Annotated in this window: 19 protein-coding genes, 1 tRNA gene, 1 pseudogene and 1 riboswitch; of the genes and pseudogenes, 6 read left to right on the top strand and 15 right to left on the bottom strand. The window is 65.1% G+C overall.

Translation table 11 applies throughout. The features are described 5' to 3' along the window. Positions 1-10 precede the first annotated feature (10 nt). Both U1701_RS07760 and U1701_RS07755 read right to left on the bottom strand, forming a co-directional pair. Positions 11-820, bottom strand: coding sequence for an undecaprenyl-diphosphate phosphatase (locus U1701_RS07760; protein ID WP_332781986.1), 810 nt, complete (start codon positions 818-820; stop codon positions 11-13). Beyond that, the gene (locus U1701_RS07755) at positions 820-1,764 is read right to left on the bottom strand and encodes a complex I NDUFA9 subunit family protein (protein ID WP_332781985.1); all 945 of its coding nucleotides are present in this window, start codon (positions 1,762-1,764) and stop codon (positions 820-822) included. Before U1701_RS07755 ends, U1701_RS07760 begins: the two co-directional genes overlap by 1 nt. A 107-nt stretch (positions 1,765-1,871) precedes the next feature. Here U1701_RS07755 and U1701_RS07750 point away from each other — a divergent pair. Next, positions 1,872-1,958: transfer RNA gene (locus U1701_RS07750), tRNA-Leu, on the top strand. Between the two features lie 883 nt (positions 1,959-2,841). Here U1701_RS07750 and U1701_RS07745 read toward each other — a convergent pair. From U1701_RS07745 to U1701_RS07735, 4 genes and pseudogenes are all read right to left on the bottom strand, one after another. After that, positions 2,842-2,985 (bottom strand): hypothetical protein, encoded by a 144-nt coding sequence (locus tag U1701_RS07745; RefSeq protein WP_332781984.1) that lies wholly within the window; start codon positions 2,983-2,985, stop codon positions 2,842-2,844. A 330-nt stretch (positions 2,986-3,315) separates the two neighbouring features. Continuing rightward, positions 3,316-3,987, bottom strand: coding sequence for a mechanosensitive ion channel family protein (locus U1701_RS07740; protein WP_332781983.1), 672 nt, complete (start codon positions 3,985-3,987; stop codon positions 3,316-3,318). Between the two features lie 12 nt (positions 3,988-3,999). Continuing rightward, a pseudogene (locus U1701_RS18700) lies at positions 4,000-4,104 on the bottom strand (mechanosensitive ion channel family protein); the annotation flags it as partial. A 402-nt stretch (positions 4,105-4,506) separates the two neighbouring features. Further along, a complete protein-coding gene (locus U1701_RS07735) occupies positions 4,507-5,406 on the bottom strand; it encodes a hypothetical protein (protein ID WP_332781982.1) in 900 nt (299 codons plus the stop codon). 95 nt (positions 5,407-5,501) lie between these two features. On the opposite strand from U1701_RS07735, the gene U1701_RS07730 reads away from it, so the two are divergent. Then, a complete protein-coding gene (locus U1701_RS07730) occupies positions 5,502-6,803 on the top strand; it encodes an SLC13 family permease (RefSeq protein WP_332781981.1) in 1,302 nt (433 codons plus the stop codon). A 36-nt stretch (positions 6,804-6,839) separates the two neighbouring features. Here the strand turns inward: U1701_RS07730 and U1701_RS07725 are convergent, their stop codons facing one another. Continuing rightward, positions 6,840-7,538 (bottom strand): hypothetical protein, encoded by a 699-nt coding sequence (locus tag U1701_RS07725; RefSeq protein ID WP_332781980.1) that lies wholly within the window; start codon positions 7,536-7,538, stop codon positions 6,840-6,842. Between U1701_RS07725 and U1701_RS07720 the strand changes: the two genes are divergently transcribed. Together U1701_RS07720 and U1701_RS07715 are read left to right on the top strand one after the other, a co-directional pair. Beyond that, positions 7,528-7,710 carry a hypothetical protein gene (locus U1701_RS07720; RefSeq protein WP_332781979.1) on the top strand — a complete coding sequence of 61 codons (183 nt, stop codon included), beginning with the start codon at positions 7,528-7,530 and terminating at the stop codon, positions 7,708-7,710. The two genes, U1701_RS07725 and U1701_RS07720, sit on opposite strands and share 11 nt — an antisense overlap. Positions 7,711-7,735: 25 nt before the next feature. Then, a complete protein-coding gene (locus tag U1701_RS07715) occupies positions 7,736-8,842 on the top strand; it encodes a serine hydrolase (RefSeq protein WP_332781978.1) in 1,107 nt (368 codons plus the stop codon). Positions 8,843-8,871: 29 nt separating this feature from the next. Here U1701_RS07715 and U1701_RS07710 read toward each other — a convergent pair whose 3' ends face one another. The 4 genes from U1701_RS07710 to U1701_RS07695 all read right to left on the bottom strand — a co-directional run bounded on the left by U1701_RS07710 (position 8,872) and on the right by U1701_RS07695 (position 13,504). Beyond that, complete coding sequence (locus U1701_RS07710) at positions 8,872-10,653, bottom strand: chloride channel protein (protein WP_443026011.1); 1,782 nt, start codon at positions 10,651-10,653, stop codon at positions 8,872-8,874. Continuing rightward, complete coding sequence (gene lgt, locus U1701_RS07705; RefSeq protein WP_332781976.1) at positions 10,653-11,483, bottom strand: prolipoprotein diacylglyceryl transferase; 831 nt, start codon at positions 11,481-11,483, stop codon at positions 10,653-10,655. Before lgt ends, U1701_RS07710 begins: the two co-directional genes overlap by 1 nt. 256 nt (positions 11,484-11,739) lie before the next feature. Continuing rightward, positions 11,740-12,123 carry a DUF190 domain-containing protein gene (locus tag U1701_RS07700; protein ID WP_332781975.1) on the bottom strand — a complete coding sequence of 128 codons (384 nt, stop codon included), beginning with the start codon at positions 12,121-12,123 and terminating at the stop codon, positions 11,740-11,742. Between the two features lie 25 nt (positions 12,124-12,148). Further along, the gene (locus U1701_RS07695) at positions 12,149-13,504 is read right to left on the bottom strand and encodes a voltage-gated chloride channel family protein (protein ID WP_332781974.1); all 1,356 of its coding nucleotides are present in this window, start codon (positions 13,502-13,504) and stop codon (positions 12,149-12,151) included. Positions 13,505-13,527: 23 nt separating this feature from the next. After that, positions 13,528-13,604: riboswitch (Fluoride riboswitch) on the bottom strand. Positions 13,605-13,668: 64 nt separating this feature from the next. Between U1701_RS07695 and U1701_RS07690 the strand changes: the two genes are divergently transcribed. Further along, positions 13,669-13,971, top strand: coding sequence for an SDR family oxidoreductase (locus U1701_RS07690; protein ID WP_332781973.1), 303 nt, complete (start codon positions 13,669-13,671; stop codon positions 13,969-13,971). 266 nt (positions 13,972-14,237) lie between these two features. On the opposite strand, the gene U1701_RS07685 is transcribed toward U1701_RS07690, so the two are convergent. Genes U1701_RS07685 through U1701_RS07670 form a run of 4 tightly spaced genes read right to left on the bottom strand, consistent with a single transcriptional unit; the run spans position 14,238 to position 16,903 of the window. Further along, complete coding sequence (locus U1701_RS07685; RefSeq protein ID WP_332781972.1) at positions 14,238-14,639, bottom strand: peptidoglycan-binding domain-containing protein; 402 nt, start codon at positions 14,637-14,639, stop codon at positions 14,238-14,240. A gap of 19 nt (positions 14,640-14,658) precedes the next feature. Beyond that, on the bottom strand, positions 14,659-15,711 hold the full coding sequence (locus tag U1701_RS07680; RefSeq protein WP_332781971.1) for a hypothetical protein: 1,053 nt from the start codon (positions 15,709-15,711) through the stop codon (positions 14,659-14,661). After that, positions 15,708-16,352 (bottom strand): hypothetical protein, encoded by a 645-nt coding sequence (locus U1701_RS07675; RefSeq protein ID WP_332781970.1) that lies wholly within the window; start codon positions 16,350-16,352, stop codon positions 15,708-15,710. Before U1701_RS07675 ends, U1701_RS07680 begins: the two co-directional genes overlap by 4 nt. Next, positions 16,331-16,903: a hypothetical protein gene (locus tag U1701_RS07670; RefSeq protein ID WP_332781969.1), complete on the bottom strand. Its 573-nt coding sequence runs from the start codon at positions 16,901-16,903 to the stop codon at positions 16,331-16,333. Before U1701_RS07670 ends, U1701_RS07675 begins: the two co-directional genes overlap by 22 nt. Before the next feature lie 106 nt (positions 16,904-17,009). Between U1701_RS07670 and U1701_RS07665 the strand changes: the two genes are divergently transcribed. Further along, entirely contained in the window at positions 17,010-17,360 is a 351-nt protein-coding gene (locus U1701_RS07665) for a hypothetical protein (protein WP_332781968.1), read from the top strand. The last annotated feature ends 6 nt before the right edge of the window (positions 17,361-17,366 follow it).

Raw genomic sequence — 17,366 nt, 5'->3', positions numbered from 1 at the left:
CGTTCCGGACCTATTTTGTCAGGAGCCAGACGAGGGCGGCCGATCCGGCAACGATCCGGTACCAGGCGAACGGCACGAAGCCATGCTTCGTCACGATCCCGACGAACCATTTCACGACCAGCAACGCGACGACGAAGGCGACCACGAACCCGACGGCGATCCCGAGGAAGCCGACCCCCTGCCCGCTTGCCAGCATCTCGCGGTTCTTCACCAGCTCGAGCGTGCTCGCGCCGAGCATCGTCGGGATTGCCAGGAAGAAGCTGAACTCGGCCGCGGTGCGTCGTTCGACGCCCAGCGCAAGCGCGCCAAGGATCGTCGCGCCCGAACGACTGACCCCCGGGATCATCGCCAGGCACTGCAGGAAGCCGATGCCGATCACGGTCTTGAGCGGCAGGTCGGCGACGCCGCTGACGTCACTGCGCGGCGCGAAGCGTTCGACCGCGAGGATCGCGAAGCCGCCGACGACCAGCGCGATCGCGACGACCTCGGCATTGCCCAGCAGCGCCTCGATATGCTTGTGGAGTGCCAGGCCGATCACCGCGGCGGGGATGAACGCCACGACCAGATTGCGCAGGAACAGCCAGGATTTGGGCTCGCGCTTCACCAGCCCCATCGCGACCGCCCAGAAGGTCCGCCAGTACAGCACGACGATCGCCAGGATCGCCCCCAACTGGATCACGACATTGAACACCTCCCACCGCCCAGCATCATAGCCGAGCAGCCGGGTCGCGAGGATCAGGTGTCCGGTCGACGAGACCGGCAGGAATTCGGTAATCCCCTCGACGATGCCGAGCAGGATGACGGTGAGAAGATCACCCATCAGGCGGCGTGCGTCTGGGCGCGGCGACCGAAGCGGCCGGCCTTGCAGAAGCGGACGAGCCATTCGGGCGCGACCGCGTCGAGCGGAGTCGGTGTCACCCCAAACGCGGCGAGCCCTTGCGCGCCGGGGGCGACGACGTTGTCGGTCTGCAGCATCTGCCACTGGTCCCAGGTGATCGGTGCGCCGGGCAGCGCGCCGCCGCGTGCGATCAGCGCCCCGAGCGCATCGGGAATCTCGACGATCGACGGATCGCGACCGATCGTCTTGGCGAGCCACCGGACCAGCCCGCCCATCGTGATCACATCGGGGCCACCCAGTTCGTAGGTCTGGCCGGCGAATGCCTCGGGCGAGCGGATCGCCGCGGCGATCGCCTCGGCGACGTCGGCCGCGAAGATCGGCTGGAACTTGGCGGGCGCGCGCAGCACCGGCACGACCGGGAATTTGGCGATCATCGCCGCGAAGCGGTTGAGGAACGCATCCTCCTGCCCGAACACGATGGAGGGGCGCAGGATCGTCGCCAGCGGGAACGCCTCACGCACCGCGGCCTCGCCGTCGCCCTTGGACCGGCCATAGGCGGACGCCGAGGCGCTGTCGGCGCCGATCGCCGACACCTGGATCAGCGATTCGACCCCGGCGGCCGCGGCCGCGCGTGCCACCGCCGCGGCGCCCGCGACATGGACGCCCTGGAAGTTGCCGGCGAGCACGCCGACCAGGTTCACGACCGCATCGGCGCCCTGCACCGCGTGCGCGATCGTCTCGGGCTTGGTCACGTCGACGGCGACGAACTGCGTCTGGCCGACACCGCCTTGTGGCTTGAGGAAAAACGCCTGGCGCGGATCGCGTTGCGCGATGCGGACGCGCGCGCCCGCCTTGAGCAAGGCCTGCGCGACGTAGCGGCCCAGAAAGCCTCCGCCGCCGATCAGCGTTACCAGCTTGTCGTTCATCGTCTTTCGTCCTTTTGGCCGTCCGGTGACCGTTTCGCTCCCTTGCCGAGCGAACAGCGTGTTGACAAGCATCGAGACCCTACCCTAGAGGCGCCCTCCTACCCCGTGCCCGGATGGCGGAATTGGTAGACGCACCAGCTTCAGGTGCTGGCGATCGCAAGGTCGTGGAGGTTCGAGTCCTCTTCCGGGCACCACTGCTGGTCAAAGTTGGGCACTGAGCCCGCTTTGACGGGAAGCCCAACGGCAACGCCGTTCTCCAGTGCCGATACCGGTCCTGAGATGACGATCTCGTCCTCCAGCACACGCACTTCGCTGACGAACATCTTGAGGTAGGCCGAGCGCAGAGTACTGTCCTCGCCTCGCATCTTTTCGCGCAGCATCTCGCCAAAGCGGTCGATCGTCCTTTCATCGATCCGACGCTTGCCCTTCGCCAGCTGCGCTTCCAAGATGTCGATCCGGCTAGAAATGCCCGCCAGAGCCGACCGATTATCCGCCATTCGCTCGGCAAAGGCCGGATCGCGTGGGCTCATGATCTCCTGCTCGACCAGGATCAGAAGGTTTCTGATAGCGGTATTGAGTCTTGTCTGCTCGGCTCGGGCGCGCGCCAGTTCCGCTTCGCGCTCCTGCGTTCGCTGCTGGGAGACGTCGAGCACGCCCGCGAGAAGTTCGCGCAGGCGATCGCGTTCGAGCAGACGGCTTTCGATGGCATCCAGAACTAGGCCCGAACCGGGCCGCCCTTGGGCTTCGTCATTTTCCTATCCACTCTCGCGTTCGAAGAGCGTCTCAAGTTCGGCAGCGAGTGCTTCCAGCACGAGCAAGCATTCTTGCCGCGACACCGGGAGCAAATGGCAATCCGACGAGCACGGCGTCGCTGTCTGACGTTCAACGTCAGGCTGTGCGAGAGGCTCGCTCAGACCGTCAGATGTTTGATGACCTCGGTTCGCCAGTCGAATGGAATGGCGTGGTCCCAGAGAATGCTCGTCAACTCAGCCCGGTAAAAAGCTGGGAGCCTCCAACACATCCTGTCGCGTGCAGACTGGCAGCTGCCAGACGGCACAGAACCGGAAGCTGCCGTTGTTAGCTATCGAACCGGCAGGCGGCTTTCGACCAAAATACGCTGGTCGCCAGTCGGGCCTCGAACGGCAGCTTCTGCCAAAACATGCCGCTCAGTTGGCGGGAACCGGTCGGCAGCAACGCGCCCCAATTGTCGCCGTTCAGCACGACGATCAGTGTCCCTAAAACCCGCCGTTCACGCGAGCCCTTCGTCGCGCGCCCATGAACGCCCGTAGCTGGGGACTTCCCTGCCGGACCGCTTTTAGAATCGGAAGGGCCGAAAGCCGCCGGTGCGCTGTCACAACCGTTCGAGACTGTTGAAAAACTCGGGAATTAGTCAGTGTGGTCACCTGACGCCTGATATGATTGCTCGCGAGTGGCCGGCTGCGCACAAGGAGTCGTGGCAGCCGAAAGGACATTGAGAATGTTGCTAGATGGAGCGCCACCTCCAAGCCGGGGCGAGTTTTTCAACAGCCTCGTTCGGTTGCGACACCGTGCTCAAGAGCCAAGAATGCCTACAACCAAGGCAGCGGGGTCGGGTAACGGGATATCGGCCGCGTTCAGATCCTCGACGATCTCAGCGCGCACTGCGGCGGCGGTGTTCTTATAGTCCGAACGCTGGCTGTCGGCCCAGAACGTAACCCCGACCCGAATATCATCTTGCCCAAGATCGTCGATGCGGACGACGGGCAACGGCGTCTCCAGCACGCCCTGAGCGCGCCGGGTCGCGTTGCCAATGTCGAGCGCGTGGCCAATGTCGGCGTCATACCCCAGCCACAAGGCGACCGCGCGCCAGCGTAGCGGATCGGCGGTATTGTTCACGATCCGCGACGTGAAAACCTCGGCGTTGGGCACCAGCATGACACGCCCGTCATAGGCCCGCAGCCGGGTAGCCCGTAGCTCGATCTTCTCGACGCGGCCCTCGAGGTCTCCGACGACGATCTGGTCACCGATCCGGAACGGGCGAAGCGTCAGGAGGAGCAGGCCGGAGACGAAGTTGGACAGGATGTCCTTCAGCGCGAAGCCCAGGACAAGGCCCGAGAGGCCGAGGCCGGCTGCCACGGTCGTCGGATCAAACCCGAGTGCATCGACCGCAACGAAAAAGCCTAGGGTGATGATCGCATAATAAGTGAGCTGCTTGACGAGGCTTTCGGCGGTGACGTCGTCCACGGTACGCCGGAATACCAGTCGCAGAACAGCGCGGACGCCGCGTGCGAGCAGCCAGAAGACGGCGATGACGATGCCGGCGGCAAGGACCCGCGGTATGATCCGGCTGATGGATTCAATTAGTCGCCCGATGGCAGCCTCGCCCGATCCGCGTGTCTCAGCAATAAACCGCCCACCCCATCCGAGCCGGCGGTCGCCGGCGCGTTTGAACGCGGCGTCCAGCGCGGTCGACTATTGCCATGCCAATGCCGGCTCGGTCGTGAAGGCATCTTCGGCGTCGCGTGGCGTGACATTGGCCACGGGGATGCCCGAGACCGTCACACTCCAGCCGGTCGCCGTGCGGCGAGGGGTCGCTGGGGCGACCGCGTCCGGATTGCCAAGCAGCGGCTTCCGGACCCGCTGACGGCGGCAAGAATGCGGACCTCCGGCGCGCTCGCATTCTCGGGTGTGGCCGCCACCTCGTTCAAGCCGGCCTTGTCACCGCTCATGCGACACTGGGACCTGCGGCCATCGACATCGACCTCAGCTCCCGCTTGCCGATGCGAAGGTAGCGATTGTCTCCTGTGTCGATGGGTTCTCGATCGCGACATCGTCGAAAGTCACGGCGACCAGGCATACCGGACGCTGTTCCTTACCCGCGGGCTGACGGCAGCGAACCGTCGATCCATCGGGAAAGCGAGCGATGCGCCCGCGCAGCCGGACGCGAAGCCCCTGATCGATCTTCAGATCGCTCTCGTCCATGCGACGTACGCTTTCATAGGGCTTCCCGCGGCGTCTGGCGTTTCGCGAATCCTGATCGGTGAAGATCTGCGCCAGTCCGAGCGTCTGGCCCGGAAGCGTCACGGCGTCGATCCCGATCGGGGCAGCAAGCGCCGACCCGGAGTTGCAGGTCTCTCGCGACGACCAAGGCCGCGCGATCCAGAAGCCCTCCATGGCCTCTTCGCGTGCTGTCGGGGACGCGGTGCTGCCGGCGCCTGACGGCGGCGTGCCGAGCCACTCCCCCGCGTCAAAGGCGGCAGACGCGACCGAAACCCTGAGCGAGGACGATGTGGCATCGTAGCGCCACTGAAATGGTTCACGGCTGTCTTCGGATGCTGGACCATCGCAGCCGAACGGCAGATCGATCTGGAAACGTGCCCCCTCGTTCGCGCCAGCGCTCTCGGGAGTCTTCGTACCCGACGAGGCTGCGTCCGCCGCTGCGTTGGCAATCGCGATAATGTCGGCGCGAGAGAGGACGCGCGCGGCGGGAGCTTCAGAAACGACGGGTGCTATCGCAGGGGCGGGCAAGGGGCTCACGACCACCGGCGGGGGTGACGGCGCGGTACTGCGTCCAAGCAGGAATCCACCTCCGCCGAGCAGGACGACGGCGACGGCTGAACCGGCGACGACGAGGCGGCTGGTGCGAGGAGACGGCTCATGCATCGGGGAACTGTAGCAAATTTCTCGCGATGCTCCATACCGCATGGCATGAAGGTCAGAATGGGAAGCGCCAATTTCTGGTTGCCGATGGGGCGTTTATGACACTCGACCAGATCATCACCCTGCTCGTGCTGGGCTGCGTGGTGGCCGCCCTAATCTGGGACAAGGTTCGCGCCGACGTCGTCGCACTGACGGGTGCCGCCGTGTTGCTGATGACCGGGGTGGTGCGTCCGGTCGATGTCCAGGGCGCATTCGCCAGCCCTGCAATCATCGCGCTCGCCTCGCTCTTCGTCATCTCCTACGCCCTCGAACTGTCCGGATTGCTCGATCGCGCCATCGAGGCCGCCGTCGCCATGTGCCGGCGGCTCGGGGCCACTGGGGTCTGGGTGCTGCTGGGGATCGCGGGGCTGTTCTCCAGCGTGTTGAACAGCACCCCGATCGTCGTGCTGACCGCCCCGGTCGTCAAGGACGTCGCGGCAAGCCTGCAGCTATCGGCGAAGCGTTATCTGATGCCGTTGTCGTACATCACCATCCTCGGCGGATGCTGCACATTGCTCGGCACGTCGACCAACCTTTTGGTCGACGACATGGCGCGTATTGCCGGGCAAAGCCGCTTTGGCATCTTCGAGATCACACCGGTCGGCTTGCCGGTCGCGCTGGTCGGCGGGCTTTACCTGCTCCTCTTCAGCGGCAGGCTGATGGGCACGAAGATACTCGAACCCAGCGATGGACGGGCGGATGCGGCTATCGAAGTCTCTGGCGGACAGGTGGGCGATGCCGAGTTGTTTGCGGAACGGCGTCCGCTTCAGCCCGTCAAAGCGGCCATAGCGCTGGCGGCCTTCGTCGGCGCGATCCTGCTTGCGGCACTCAATGTCGCACCGATCGCCGCGACGGCCTTCACGGGCGCCGTGCTGCTGATCCTTCTGCGGGTCATTTCGGCCGACCAGGCGTACGGCGGTCTGCGCCCGCAGATCCTCATCCTGATCGCCGGCATGGTCGTGCTGGGCATCGCGATGGCGCAAAGCGGGCTGGCCGCTGCGGCCACGACGACGCTGATCGGCTCGCTCGAGGGGGTCAGTCCGCTCACTGCGCTGATCGTACTGTACGGCCTGACGATGGTGCTGACCGAGTTGCTGTCCAACGCGACCGTCGCCGTGCTGGTGACGCCGGTGGCGGTGGCACTGGCGGAGAGCCTCGGGGTCAGTCCCCGCCCCTTCCTGGTGGTGGTCATGATCGCGGGCAGCGCCTCGTTCGCGACCCCGTTCGGGTATCAGACCAACGTCATCGTCTATCAACTCGGGCGCTACCGCTACACCGATTTCCTGCGCGTAGGGCTGCCGCTCAATCTGATCACTGCGGTTGTCGCGATCACGACCACCCGCTTCTTCTTCCCCTTCTGATTCGAGCGCAGTGCGATCGGAGCACCGCACCTGACGCTACCGGGCCGCTTGGCCGTTAGGCGGCGAGGCAGCACTCGGTTCCCCGACGATCCCCTCGCTCGAACCACCGCCCGCGGCCATACCGCCACCACCGCCGCCACCTCCTCCACTTGCTTTATCGCGCTCCCCCTTGCCGCGCGCGTTCCCGCCGGACGGTCGTGTCGGTCCCTGCGCCGGCAGCGCCAGGTCCTGCGGAATGGGCTGCAGATCCAAGGCCTCGCGCACGAAGTTCCGAAGCGAGATCACAAGCTCATGCGTCGGAACCGGACGTCCAGCGACCAGTTCGTGGGCCGCCTTGGCGGCTAGCGCCACCTGCTCGTCTGTCCCCAGCAGGATGATGTCGGAGAGCGCCGCCTCCACTGCATCCCGGATGCGCCGACCGCGCTCCGACCCGGCCGCTGCTTCCAGATCGAGGCTTGCGTCCGCTGCCGGCGCGGCGTCGCTTCCACGTCGGCGCAAGTCGCGCAGGTGCGCCGGGTCGACGGTCAGGTTCCCGGTGAACGATCCGCCGAGCGTCTTGTACGCCGCGATCAGGGTCCGCAGACGCTCGTTGATCTGACGGTTCATACGCTCGCGGCGCTGCTGGATCGTCATCATCGTCAGCAGCCGGACACCGACACCGATCAACGTCACCAACGCCAGGCCGAAGATCGTTGCCAGGACGCTTTGCCAGGAGCTGAAATCGATGTTCCGCATGCCCGTCACCTCTTACTTTGCCAGGGTGGTGTATCCCGACAGCTGCGCGCGGATCGGCGTCCTGGCCAGCGATAACCAGCTGATCGCACGAGAGGAATCGCACGACCAGTCCGGCATCAAACGCGACGGTTGGCTCGAGATCTGCTGGTGTGGATCCGGGATAGCAGATTAAGAACCCACGACTGGGCGAGATTGTAATGTTGCGTAATTTTTTTGTGAACCGAACAGCGCTTCTGGCGCTCGGTGTGAGTGTCTGCGTTGCCGGGTGCGTTCCTGCCGGGGCACCGCCGAGGCTCCCCACGCCGGTCATGGCTGCTCCGCCCCCGCCGACGCAATTATCTGTGGCGATGCCTCCGGTCCTGCCTGGCAGGCGGCGGGACCAGCCGCCGGCCGACATCCTCAACGCGCTGCAGGCGCTTGGATCGGGGTTCCAGGGCCAGGTCGGGATCGCCGTCCGGGACGTCACCGATGGGTGGGTCGTGGGCTACAACGCCGACGCCCTGTTGCCCCAGCAAAGCGTCAGCAAACTCTGGGTGGCGATCACGGTGATGGACGCGGTCGATCGCGGCGCGCTGTCGCTATCCGACGTCGTCACCGTCCGTCGATCGGACCTGACCGTCTTCCATCAACCCATCCGCTCGCTGGTAGGGGTCGACGGATATCGGACCACGGTCGCCGCGCTGCTGGAGGGCGCGATGACGCGCAGCGACAACACCTGCAATGATGTCTTGCTGTGGAAAGTCGGCGGGCCTCCGGCCATCCGGCGCATGCTGGCGCAAAAGGGGATCAGCGGCGTCGGCTTTGGTCCTGGCGAGCGAATCCTGCAGGCAAAGACCGCAGGGTTGGAGTGGAAGCCGGAATGGGCCGGCGGATGGGGCTTCCTGCAGGCGCGCGCCAAGATGAGCTTCGAGGCTCGCAGCAAGGCGCTGACCAGGTATCTCGCCGCGCCCTATGACGGCGCGTCCGCAAACGGCATCACGCTCGGCCTCTCCCTGCTTCAGCGCGGCGAGCTACTCAGCAACAATTCGACGGTGCATCTCCTGACGTTGATGGCGGCGAGCAAGACCGGTCCGCTACGGCTGAAGTCCGGCCTCCGGCCCGGCTGGACGTTCGCACACAAGACAGGGACCGGGCAGGATCTGGACAGTCTCTCGACCGGGTATAACGATGTCGGGCTCCTGAAGTCGCCGGATGGTCACACCTACGCGGTCGCGGTCATGATCGGCAGCACGCATCGGCCCATCCCCGCGCGGATGCAGTTCATGGGCAACGTGACACGGGCCCTGATCCGGGCCCTCGAATAGCAGGCATCTTTGCCTCCCTCCGCCGCCGATCAGCGCTCGCCGAACAGTTCGCGCTGCGCCTTCTCCAGTTCCTCGGCATAGCGCCTTCGGACATAGCTTTCAGACACGATGCCGAGCACGTGGCGGTCACCCGAGACGACAGCGAGCTCGTCGGTGTGCGCCGCATCGAAGTGCGCCATCACCGCGGTAATGTCCATTTCGGGGGTGAGCACCGTCGCGTGTCCCGTCGCCAGTGTGGCGACGTTCGCGGCCAGATCGAGTCCTTCCGCATAGGCGGTCGGGACGACAACGATCCCGGCATAGGCTCCGTCAGCACCGGTCAGCACGACGCGGCTTGTCGACCCCAGCGGAAAGGTACGCCGAAATTCGGCGATCGAGAGCGCAGCGGGAGTCGGGTTCGTCTCCTTGCGCATCATGCGCCCCGCGGTGAGTGTCTTCACCCATCCGACGTCGCGCGCGCTCTTGATCGTCTCGCCGCGCAGGTGAAGTCGCCAGGTCGAGAAGGAGTATCCGAACAGCTCGCGGACGATCGACGACGACACCAGCGAAGCGGCGATGACCGCTCCGGTCAGCGAAAAGTCGTGGGTCGATTGGAGGACCAGCATGGCCATCGTCATCGGTCCCCCCACGACCGCCACCGCGAACGCCGCCATGCCGACCAGCGCCGCATTGCGCGGGTCAATGACGGTGTGGCCGGCGATCAGCGCGAGGCTGTCCGCAAAGAGGTGGCCGAGCAGCGTGCCGAGGAACAAGGATGCGAAGAACAGCCCGCCGCGAAAGCCAAAGCCGAGCGAGATGATCGAGGCAGCGCTCTTGGCGCCGAGCACCAGCAGGATGAAGCCGATGGACGCCCCGACCGCCAGATCGGCATGCAGGGCACCGTGGCCGGCAGACAACGCCTGTGGGGACAGGATCGCAACCGGGATCAGTAGCGTCCCACCCACGGCGGGCCGCGCCCAGTCGGGCAGCCAGCGGCGGCGGGAGACACGCTCGACGAGCCCTACGGCCCGCATCAAGGCAATGCCGAGCAGGGCGCAAATTGCACCGAGCCCACCGTAGATCAGGTAATGGTGCGTCTCGACCAAGGTGTTGGAGGCAGCATCGATCAGATAGGGCTGGACCCCGAATGCCTGAGCTACCAGCGCTCCAGCGAGCGCTGCGCCTGCGACCGGGGCGATGGCCGTCGGCGTATAGGTGCCGATCACGATCTCGAACGCATAGAACGCCCCCGCGAGGGGCGCGCCAAATGCCGCAGCAATCGCAGCACCCGCACCGGCGCCGACCAGCGTCCGCTGATCGGCGCGGCGCAGTTTCAGCCAACCCCCAAGAATTGAGGCGGCGGCCCCGCCCATCTGGGCATAGGCGGCCTCGAGGCCGACCGACGCTCCGAAGCCGTTGGACAGCACAGTCTGGCCTGAGATCACCAGACTGTCAGGCACCGACATACGGCCACCATGAAGCGCGTTGGCCTCGACCGCATCGACCAGGCGCCGTTTGCGGGCCTGCGTTGCGTAGCTGAACCCTGCCAAGATAAGCCCGCCGAGAGGCAGCACGATGAGGCTCGCCAGACCGAGCTGACCGACACCACTAAGCCGCGTGTCGGGAGGGAGGGCGAAGAGTACATGCTGGAGCGTGCGGGCCAGCGCGCCGACAATGACGCTAAGAAGCCCGGCACCTGCACCCACGACGATCGCAAGTCCGATAAACGACGCTTCGCTCGCACGCAGCCAGCCGCGAAAATCCCGCGCAGCGATGCGTGCCCGCGTCGAAGACGAACGGATTGCCGTAGCGACTGGTCGCGCAACTTTCATTACGCGACCCGCGCCAGCGACGATGGTGGCGTCCGACCCCGTGCGGTTGCCACAAGGAATAAGCCGCCGGCGATCATCGGGATCGTCAGCCATTGTCCCATATGGAGCCCGGTCTGCGCGGCGAATTCGACGAGCTGGGCGTCGGGCTCGCGGAAGAGCTCGACCGCGAAACGGGCAAACCCGTAGCCGATAAGAAAGGTCCCGACGAGCATGCCTGAACGTCGCCGCGCGTCGGTGAACCAGAACAGGATTGCCAGAAGGGCAAAGAGCGCGAGTCCTTCGAGACCTGCCTCATAGAGCTGGCTGGGATGACGCGCGATCCCATCATGGCTCCCCGGGAATATGATCGCCCAAGGGACATTGGACGGTTTGCCCCACAGCTCTCCATTGACGAAATTGGCAAGCCGACCGAAAAACAACCCGATAGGTACGGTGCAGGCTACGTAATCATGGACGCGCAGCCACTCGAGACCATGCCTGCGCGCAAAGACGATCAGCGCGATCGAGACGCCGGCAGCGCCGCCGTGAAACGACATGCCCCCGTCCCACAGCTTGAAGATCTGAAGGGGATGAAGAAACATCTCCGGCCCGTAGAAGATGACGTATCCGAGACGCCCCCCTGCAATGACGCCCACCGTGGCATAGAAGATGAGATCGTCGACCTGGGGTCGGAGCATCGGTGCAGCCGAACGAGCGATGAGGCGCAGAAGGTACCACCAACCGAGAGCGATTCCTGCGATATAGGCGAGTGAGTACCAGCGCAGGACAATCGGGCCGAGCGACAGCGCGACCGGGCTAAGGCCGAGGTCGGCAAAATGGATATGATGCATTAACTGGACCCACGCTTCGATTTTTTGGACAAGAAATCGGCGACATGCCGATCTTACAATTTAGCCTGCCGCCAGGCTATTGTTTGCGGCGCTCTTAACCGCTCGAACTCCTACGAAATCGCTGAGACTTGACAGAAATAATCCCGGCCATCGGTGCTGGAAAGCCGCGGACGTACAGTGCCGTGGCCTACGACAGGTCCGTGACGAAGGGTCCGGCTCATCCTGATCAGCAAAGGCCCGGGCGGAGGATGAATCGTCACGATCCGACCTTTCCTCTAACAGACCAGTGTTCCAACTGTTTATAAACGATCACCTTATCACCGAGCAGGTCGCCATGTCGTCGGCAGAACAGATCAAGCTGGTCGCGATTGCCGACGAGTTCGACACAGATCGTCAGGTGCGGATCAGCCGCCTCCGATCCATTTTCACGGATCGGTCCGTGATTGCTGAAACCGTAGTGCGTGTGCTGCGCGACGGCATTGATAATGCCGTCCTCTTTCGCCGTGCGGATCAATTCGCGGTAGAGCGGCTTGGCTCCCCATAGCGTGCGCAGGCTGCGCTGACCGATCCGGTCGGAGGGCTTCAGGTAAATGCGCAGCATCCCGATTTCGCGGTGCTGGACGGTGAAACGATCGGGCATTTTAAGGCTTTCGATTGGGATGGGATCAGGAGCGCGAACGGCGCGCCGCGCGGTGCGCGCGCGCCTCGCGCAGCGTTGCGTTCGGGGTGAGACCGGTTGCCAGCACCTTCGGCACGGCGACGCGCTGCGACAGGTAGATGCCGTTGTGACCAGAGCAGAGGTAGGCGACGAAGCAGGCGACCGCGATCGGCGCCGCATAGGTCGCGCCGAACAGCTCGATGCCCATGAAAGTGCAGGCGAGCGGGGTATTGGCCGCGCCCGCGAACAGCGCGACGAAGCCGAGCGCGGCGAACACGCCGGTCGGCACGCCGAACATGGGGGCGAGCGCATTGCCGAGTGCCGCGCCGATGAAGAACAGCGGCGTCACCTCGCCACCCTTGAACCCGGCGCTGAGCGTGACGACGGTGAACAGCAGCTTGAGCGCCCAGCTCCACGGATGCGTGTCCGGTCCGAAGAAGCTGGCGATGGTGATGCTGTGGGGCGTCGCCGCCAGCGTGCCGAGGCCGAGATAGTCGCGCGTGTCGAACAGGTAGACGAGCGCGATGACCGCGACCCCGCCGATGACGGGGCGGAACGGGCCATAAGGGACGCGGCGCTTGAGCCACCCGCCGAGTGCGTGATTGGCTTCGGCGAAGGTAAGGCCGACCAACCCGAACGCCACTCCGGCGACGCCGGCCTTGGCGACAAGCAGCGCATCGACGGGGACCCGCGCGTCGATCCGGTAGACGCCGTGGTGGATGCCCCAGGAGATGCATGTCCAGTCTCCGACCAGCGCCGCGATCAGGCACGGCACCAGCGCGCGATATTCCACGCGCCCGATCGCTAGCACCTCCAGCGCGAACACCGCGCCCGCGATTGGCGTGCCGAATACCGCGCCGAACCCGGCCGCGATGCCCCCCATCAGCAGGATGCGGGTGCCGTCCGCATTAAGCCGCAGCGCACGACCGAAGCCGCTCGCCAGGCTTCCGCCGAGCTGGACCGCGGTGCCTTCACGCCCGGCCGATCCGCCGAACAGATGCGTCATCACCGTGCCGAAAAAAATCAGCGGGGCCATCCGCAACGGCACCCCGCCGCCCGGTTCGTGGATCTGTTCGACAATGAGATTGTTGCCCCCCTCCACCGAGCGACCGGTCAGGTGGTAGAGCAGCCCAACCACGAAGCCGCCCAGCGGTAGCAGGTAGAGCAGCCACGGATGATCAAACCGGGTCCGGGTCGCTACATCGAGATACCACAGAAATGCGGCGCACAGCGTGCCAACGAGCGCTGCCATCGGTACCAGGATTAGCGCCCAGCGCATGACCGACGCGGCATGGTCGTGACGGTTGCGCACGAACGCCGCGACGTTCAGCTCGCCGATGAGATTACGAAAGGTAGCGCGCACGATTCCTCCTTGCTGCCTTGCGGCGCGTGGTAGGAATCATCGACCCTTGCGAGGGCGGTTCGGTCCGAAGACCCGGCGGAAATCCATCGCCGTTGGGCAGCGTATGCAGTGCGACACTTAAAGCGTCAACGGTCGTATTTCGCGTTCAGCCGGAGGGGGTTGAAGTGTCACAACCGGTCGAGGCTGTTGAAAAACTCGCCCCGGCTTGGAGGTGGCGCTCGCCCGGACCGACCCGTTCCGAAATCCTGTCGAACTGGATGAAGGCTACCGCGGACGCGGAAGGTATCAGTCAGGAGCAGGCGGAGCAGAATTTCCTGACGACGATGCGTCCGACGACCCTAATCAACCGGTTCACGACCACGGAAGAGGTCGCGAACATGGTGGTATACGCCTGTTCGGAACAGGCCTCCGGTACGAGCGGTGCTGCGCTGCGCGTCGATGGCGGTGTGGTTCGCTCGATTACTTGAGCTTACCCCTTTCAGTGATGTTCCGCTGGTGCATTCCGGCTGCAATTGGGACTCGAGGGACCTATTTGACCCAGTTGCGGCCATTTAGTGACCCTGTCGCGGTTCCCAGCTTCAGACGCCCATTCATGGTGGGCGCCGAAAGCTTCACGATCAGTTGCCTCCTTGAAGAGCATGAAGAAGGCGGCAGGCATACCATCCGGTCACCTTAGCCGGCGCATGTGAGTTGTCGGAGCTCGGACGATGCTAGGGACATATCCTGTGATCGGTTACTCGTCCGACACATGCACCCTGCACTTGTTGCGATAGTTCGCGTCGCTGCTGGCACCGAGCTTTGCAATCAGCGCATCTTGATCCTCCGGATAATAGATCCCGCTAGCTTCTAGGCCGAAGATCCGCTCAACCATGTCGGAACCCAGGTGGAAGTCTGATCGTAGCGGGTTACCCGTCAGCTGCGCCAATCCGCGGCGGGTTGCTGGACCCACCTTGCCGTCAATCGCCCCGCCGTACAGGTTGCGGTCGCGCAACCGCTGCTGAATCGCCCGGATCAGCCCTGGATCGTAATCGGTAATTACTGCCTTGTCGAAGCAGGTTGACGCTGCCGCCGGCGTTGTGATCGCGATCATGCCGCCGAGCGCCGTGCCTACGAGAGTGCGCCACGGTTTGATCATCTCCGTTCCTCCTAATTGCCTAACCCGCGTTCAGCATCGCCGCCGCCTGCCGCGGCCAAGGGTCGGTCGCGTCGAACAGCCCTGCCGCGCGGCGCAGCTCGGCGCCCAACGTGCGCCGCCGCTCCACCCCCGCCTCTGGCCGCGCCAGCGCGTCCATCACTGCCGTCTGCAACGCGAAGACCGAATAGGGATCGACACTCCGAACCGCATCGATCGCCGCCGCCGCGCCTGGCGCGCCCGCCCTCGACAGCGCGGCCGCGCGCAGCGTCGCTGCATCCTCCTGAACCAACGCGTTGGCCGAACGCGCCGTACTTACCGCTTCGAATAGGCGTGCCGCCTGCCCGTAATCGCCACGATAATAGGAGATCAGTCCCCCGGTAAACGATGCGATCTCGTTCGAAGTCGCGCCGATCTCATGGAGGTAGACCCAGCCGCGCCGCCCATCCGGCGTGATCAGCGAGGTCCAAGGTCCTTGATGCTCCAGCGCGCGCATTGTCGGCCCAACCGCCGGGCCAGCGCAGTGGCGCGTCTTGGTCGGGCACACCCTGAGCGCGCTCGGCGCGTCGAACAGCGCGACTAAGTCGCGGCGGAGTGGCACCGATCCCATAACGTAGAGCTGCCTCGGCAAGCCCAGTGAAAGGGTCCGGCCGCCGCGCGAGACCTGCCACAAGGCTTGGCGTGGCGCGGCTCCGTCCTCCAGTGGCCGGGTAAGCAGATAGGCTTGCACGACGACGTCGGGGCCGACCGGCTGCGCGCTGCCCCACAGGATCATGTCGAGATCGGCGTTGTCACGCAGAGTTGCCCGAGCCGCACGCGCCGGATTTTCCGGCAGTTGGTCGTCCGACCAGATCACGAGCCCGCTGCCGAAATCCAAGTTGGTGGGATTTGGCCAAGGCTTTTTGCGCAACGTACGCCAGATCGATAGGTTGACCGTAGCCGTGACGTTGGCGCCGATCGCGCCCGGAGCCGCGAAGCGCGGCAGGTATAGCGTTACGTCTGGCAGCGCCGGCGGTAGGGCGGCGGAACCGATGGCGAGCAGCGCGGCGGCGGCGATCGACAGCCGCCAGCTCATGCGCCGGGCCTCCGGCAGCGATTCGGCAAGTCCGCCTGGATGCCGGCCTTGACCATGTTCACCGACGTCAGCGTCGGCGGCAGCTTACCCGCGAGCACCGACGCCCGTTGTAGCAGGCGGCAGCTCACCACCGGCTTAGCCGCCGCGTCCACCGACAGCGCGTAAAGCGCGACCACGATCACGAAGTTGCTCGATCGTTCGTAGGAGCCGCCCTCGATATGCTGGTTAATCGGGATCGCCACCGGCAGCCGGCCCTTGAGCCCGCCCAGAAAGATATTGCCCTCGAAGGTTGATATCGCACCGGCGCGGGTGCCGTGGCCGACTACGATCTGGATAGCGTTGCGCTGCGCCCAGCGCTGCTGGATCAGGTTCGCCGATGGTAGCGTCGGAAGCGGCGCAGGGAAGACTTGGATGCGATCGCCGGCACCCAGTTGCAGGCTGGTGTCCCAGGCCAGCGTGGTCTGCACTTTTTCTTGGAGGGCGCTGACCCATTGCAGCACGTGTGTCTCGATCGTGCGGTCGGCGCTGCGGGCGAAGACCAGGTCGATGTTGAGTCGGTTGGGCAGCACTTGGCCGTCGCCCCTCGCGGCGAGCAGCCCGCCCGCAGCCAGGAGGCTGGTCAGGCGACCGGGCATGCGCATGTTGTCACCTCCTCGCGGGGCTTGGTCTCACCGAACTCCACCACGTTAAGCTTAGCGGAATAGGTGCATTGTTCACCCGGTCCGGCGGCTGGCGGCTGTCCTATTGCATCGTTGCCTACGCCGAAGCGTGCGATCACCTGCTTCGCGGGCTCGACCAGCAGCGCGCCGTCTTTCGCGCCATTCGTAAGCGCCCACGCGCTGGTACCGCCCCGGCCGGTCCTCGTGAGCGTACCTCCGGCGACCACCGCGGGTCGGTTGCCGCCGTTGGTCAGGCCGACGACCACCGTCTCGATTCCACATTGCAGCGCTAGTGCCCGAACCTCAGACCGGACGCGCGTGGTACGGTCGTGGATGAAGCCGTAGACCAGCGCGAACAGCGGCAGCGCGCCAAGTAGCGCGGAGAAGGTCAGCTCGTTGCGCCACCGCGCACCCGCCGTCTGGAACTGCTCGCACGTCTTGCAATAGACCGCACGCGCCCGGAGCGGCTCGCAGCAATAGCGGCACGGCTGTTCCGCCGGCGGCGGCGGCGGAGGTGCGATAATGCTCGTCACGCGGCGGGAAGCTCCTCCGAAATAAGGATACGCCACGCCGACAACAGGCACGCGGAGACGTCCGCACACCCACTGATCTTAACACCGCAGCGCCCGGTCGCAAGACATGTGCGCATCGACCGCGCCGGAGATCGTCGACTTCCGCAAGCACCATCATATCGGCGCCGATGGCGTGACTGACTGGAAGACCTTCGTCGAGCTGGAGGCGACCGGACGCGGTCCGCAAAGCCCGGTCGAACTTTCGGCCACGGAATATGAGCGCGCGCGCGAGCAAGGCATCAACTTCATACTCGCCCTCGTGTCGGGACTAGAGGAGGGGGAGCAGACCCAGGTTAGGCTCATCCTCGATCCCGTCAATCGCACGGCTGTTCGCGCGGTCGGATCGATGCGCCTCGTTGGCCTCGCCGATGCGCCGGCCGTCGTACTCCACCTGAACGACACGGCTCGCGATGCTTGAGAGCGG

The sequence above is a fragment of the Sphingomonas rhamnosi genome (genome assembly GCF_036663615.1).
Taxonomy (GTDB): Bacteria; Pseudomonadota; Alphaproteobacteria; order Sphingomonadales; family Sphingomonadaceae; genus Sphingomonas.
The sequence above is the reverse complement of the archived record's forward strand: the minus strand, read 5'-3'. Positions and strand labels throughout refer to the sequence as shown.

Bases quoted from the DNA above. Each gene is read 5' to 3' on its own strand.
- U1701_RS07760 (WP_332781986.1), bottom strand. From the start codon at position 820: ATGGGTGATCTTCTCACCGTCATCCTGCTCGGCATCGTCGAGGGGATT.
- U1701_RS07755 (WP_332781985.1), bottom strand. From the start codon at position 1,764: ATGAACGACAAGCTGGTAACGCTGATCGGCGGCGGAGGCTTTCTGGGC.
- U1701_RS07735 (WP_332781982.1), bottom strand. From the start codon at position 5,406: ATGCATGAGCCGTCTCCTCGCACCAGCCGCCTCGTCGTCGCCGGTTCA.
- U1701_RS07730 (WP_332781981.1), top strand. From the start codon at position 5,502: ATGACACTCGACCAGATCATCACCCTGCTCGTGCTGGGCTGCGTGGTG.
- U1701_RS07720 (WP_332781979.1), top strand. From the start codon at position 7,528: ATGTTCCGCATGCCCGTCACCTCTTACTTTGCCAGGGTGGTGTATCCC.
- U1701_RS07725 (WP_332781980.1), bottom strand. From the start codon at position 7,538: ATGCGGAACATCGATTTCAGCTCCTGGCAAAGCGTCCTGGCAACGATC.
- U1701_RS07715 (WP_332781978.1), top strand. From the start codon at position 7,736: ATGTTGCGTAATTTTTTTGTGAACCGAACAGCGCTTCTGGCGCTCGGT.
- U1701_RS07710 (WP_443026011.1), bottom strand. From the start codon at position 10,653: ATGAAAGTTGCGCGACCAGTCGCTACGGCAATCCGTTCGTCTTCGACG.
- lgt (WP_332781976.1), bottom strand. From the start codon at position 11,483: ATGCATCATATCCATTTTGCCGACCTCGGCCTTAGCCCGGTCGCGCTG.
- U1701_RS07700 (WP_332781975.1), bottom strand. From the start codon at position 12,123: ATGCCCGATCGTTTCACCGTCCAGCACCGCGAAATCGGGATGCTGCGC.
- U1701_RS07685 (WP_332781972.1), bottom strand. From the start codon at position 14,639: ATGATCAAACCGTGGCGCACTCTCGTAGGCACGGCGCTCGGCGGCATG.
- U1701_RS07680 (WP_332781971.1), bottom strand. From the start codon at position 15,711: ATGAGCTGGCGGCTGTCGATCGCCGCCGCCGCGCTGCTCGCCATCGGT.
- U1701_RS07675 (WP_332781970.1), bottom strand. From the start codon at position 16,352: ATGCGCATGCCCGGTCGCCTGACCAGCCTCCTGGCTGCGGGCGGGCTG.
- U1701_RS07665 (WP_332781968.1), top strand. From the start codon at position 17,010: ATGTGCGCATCGACCGCGCCGGAGATCGTCGACTTCCGCAAGCACCAT.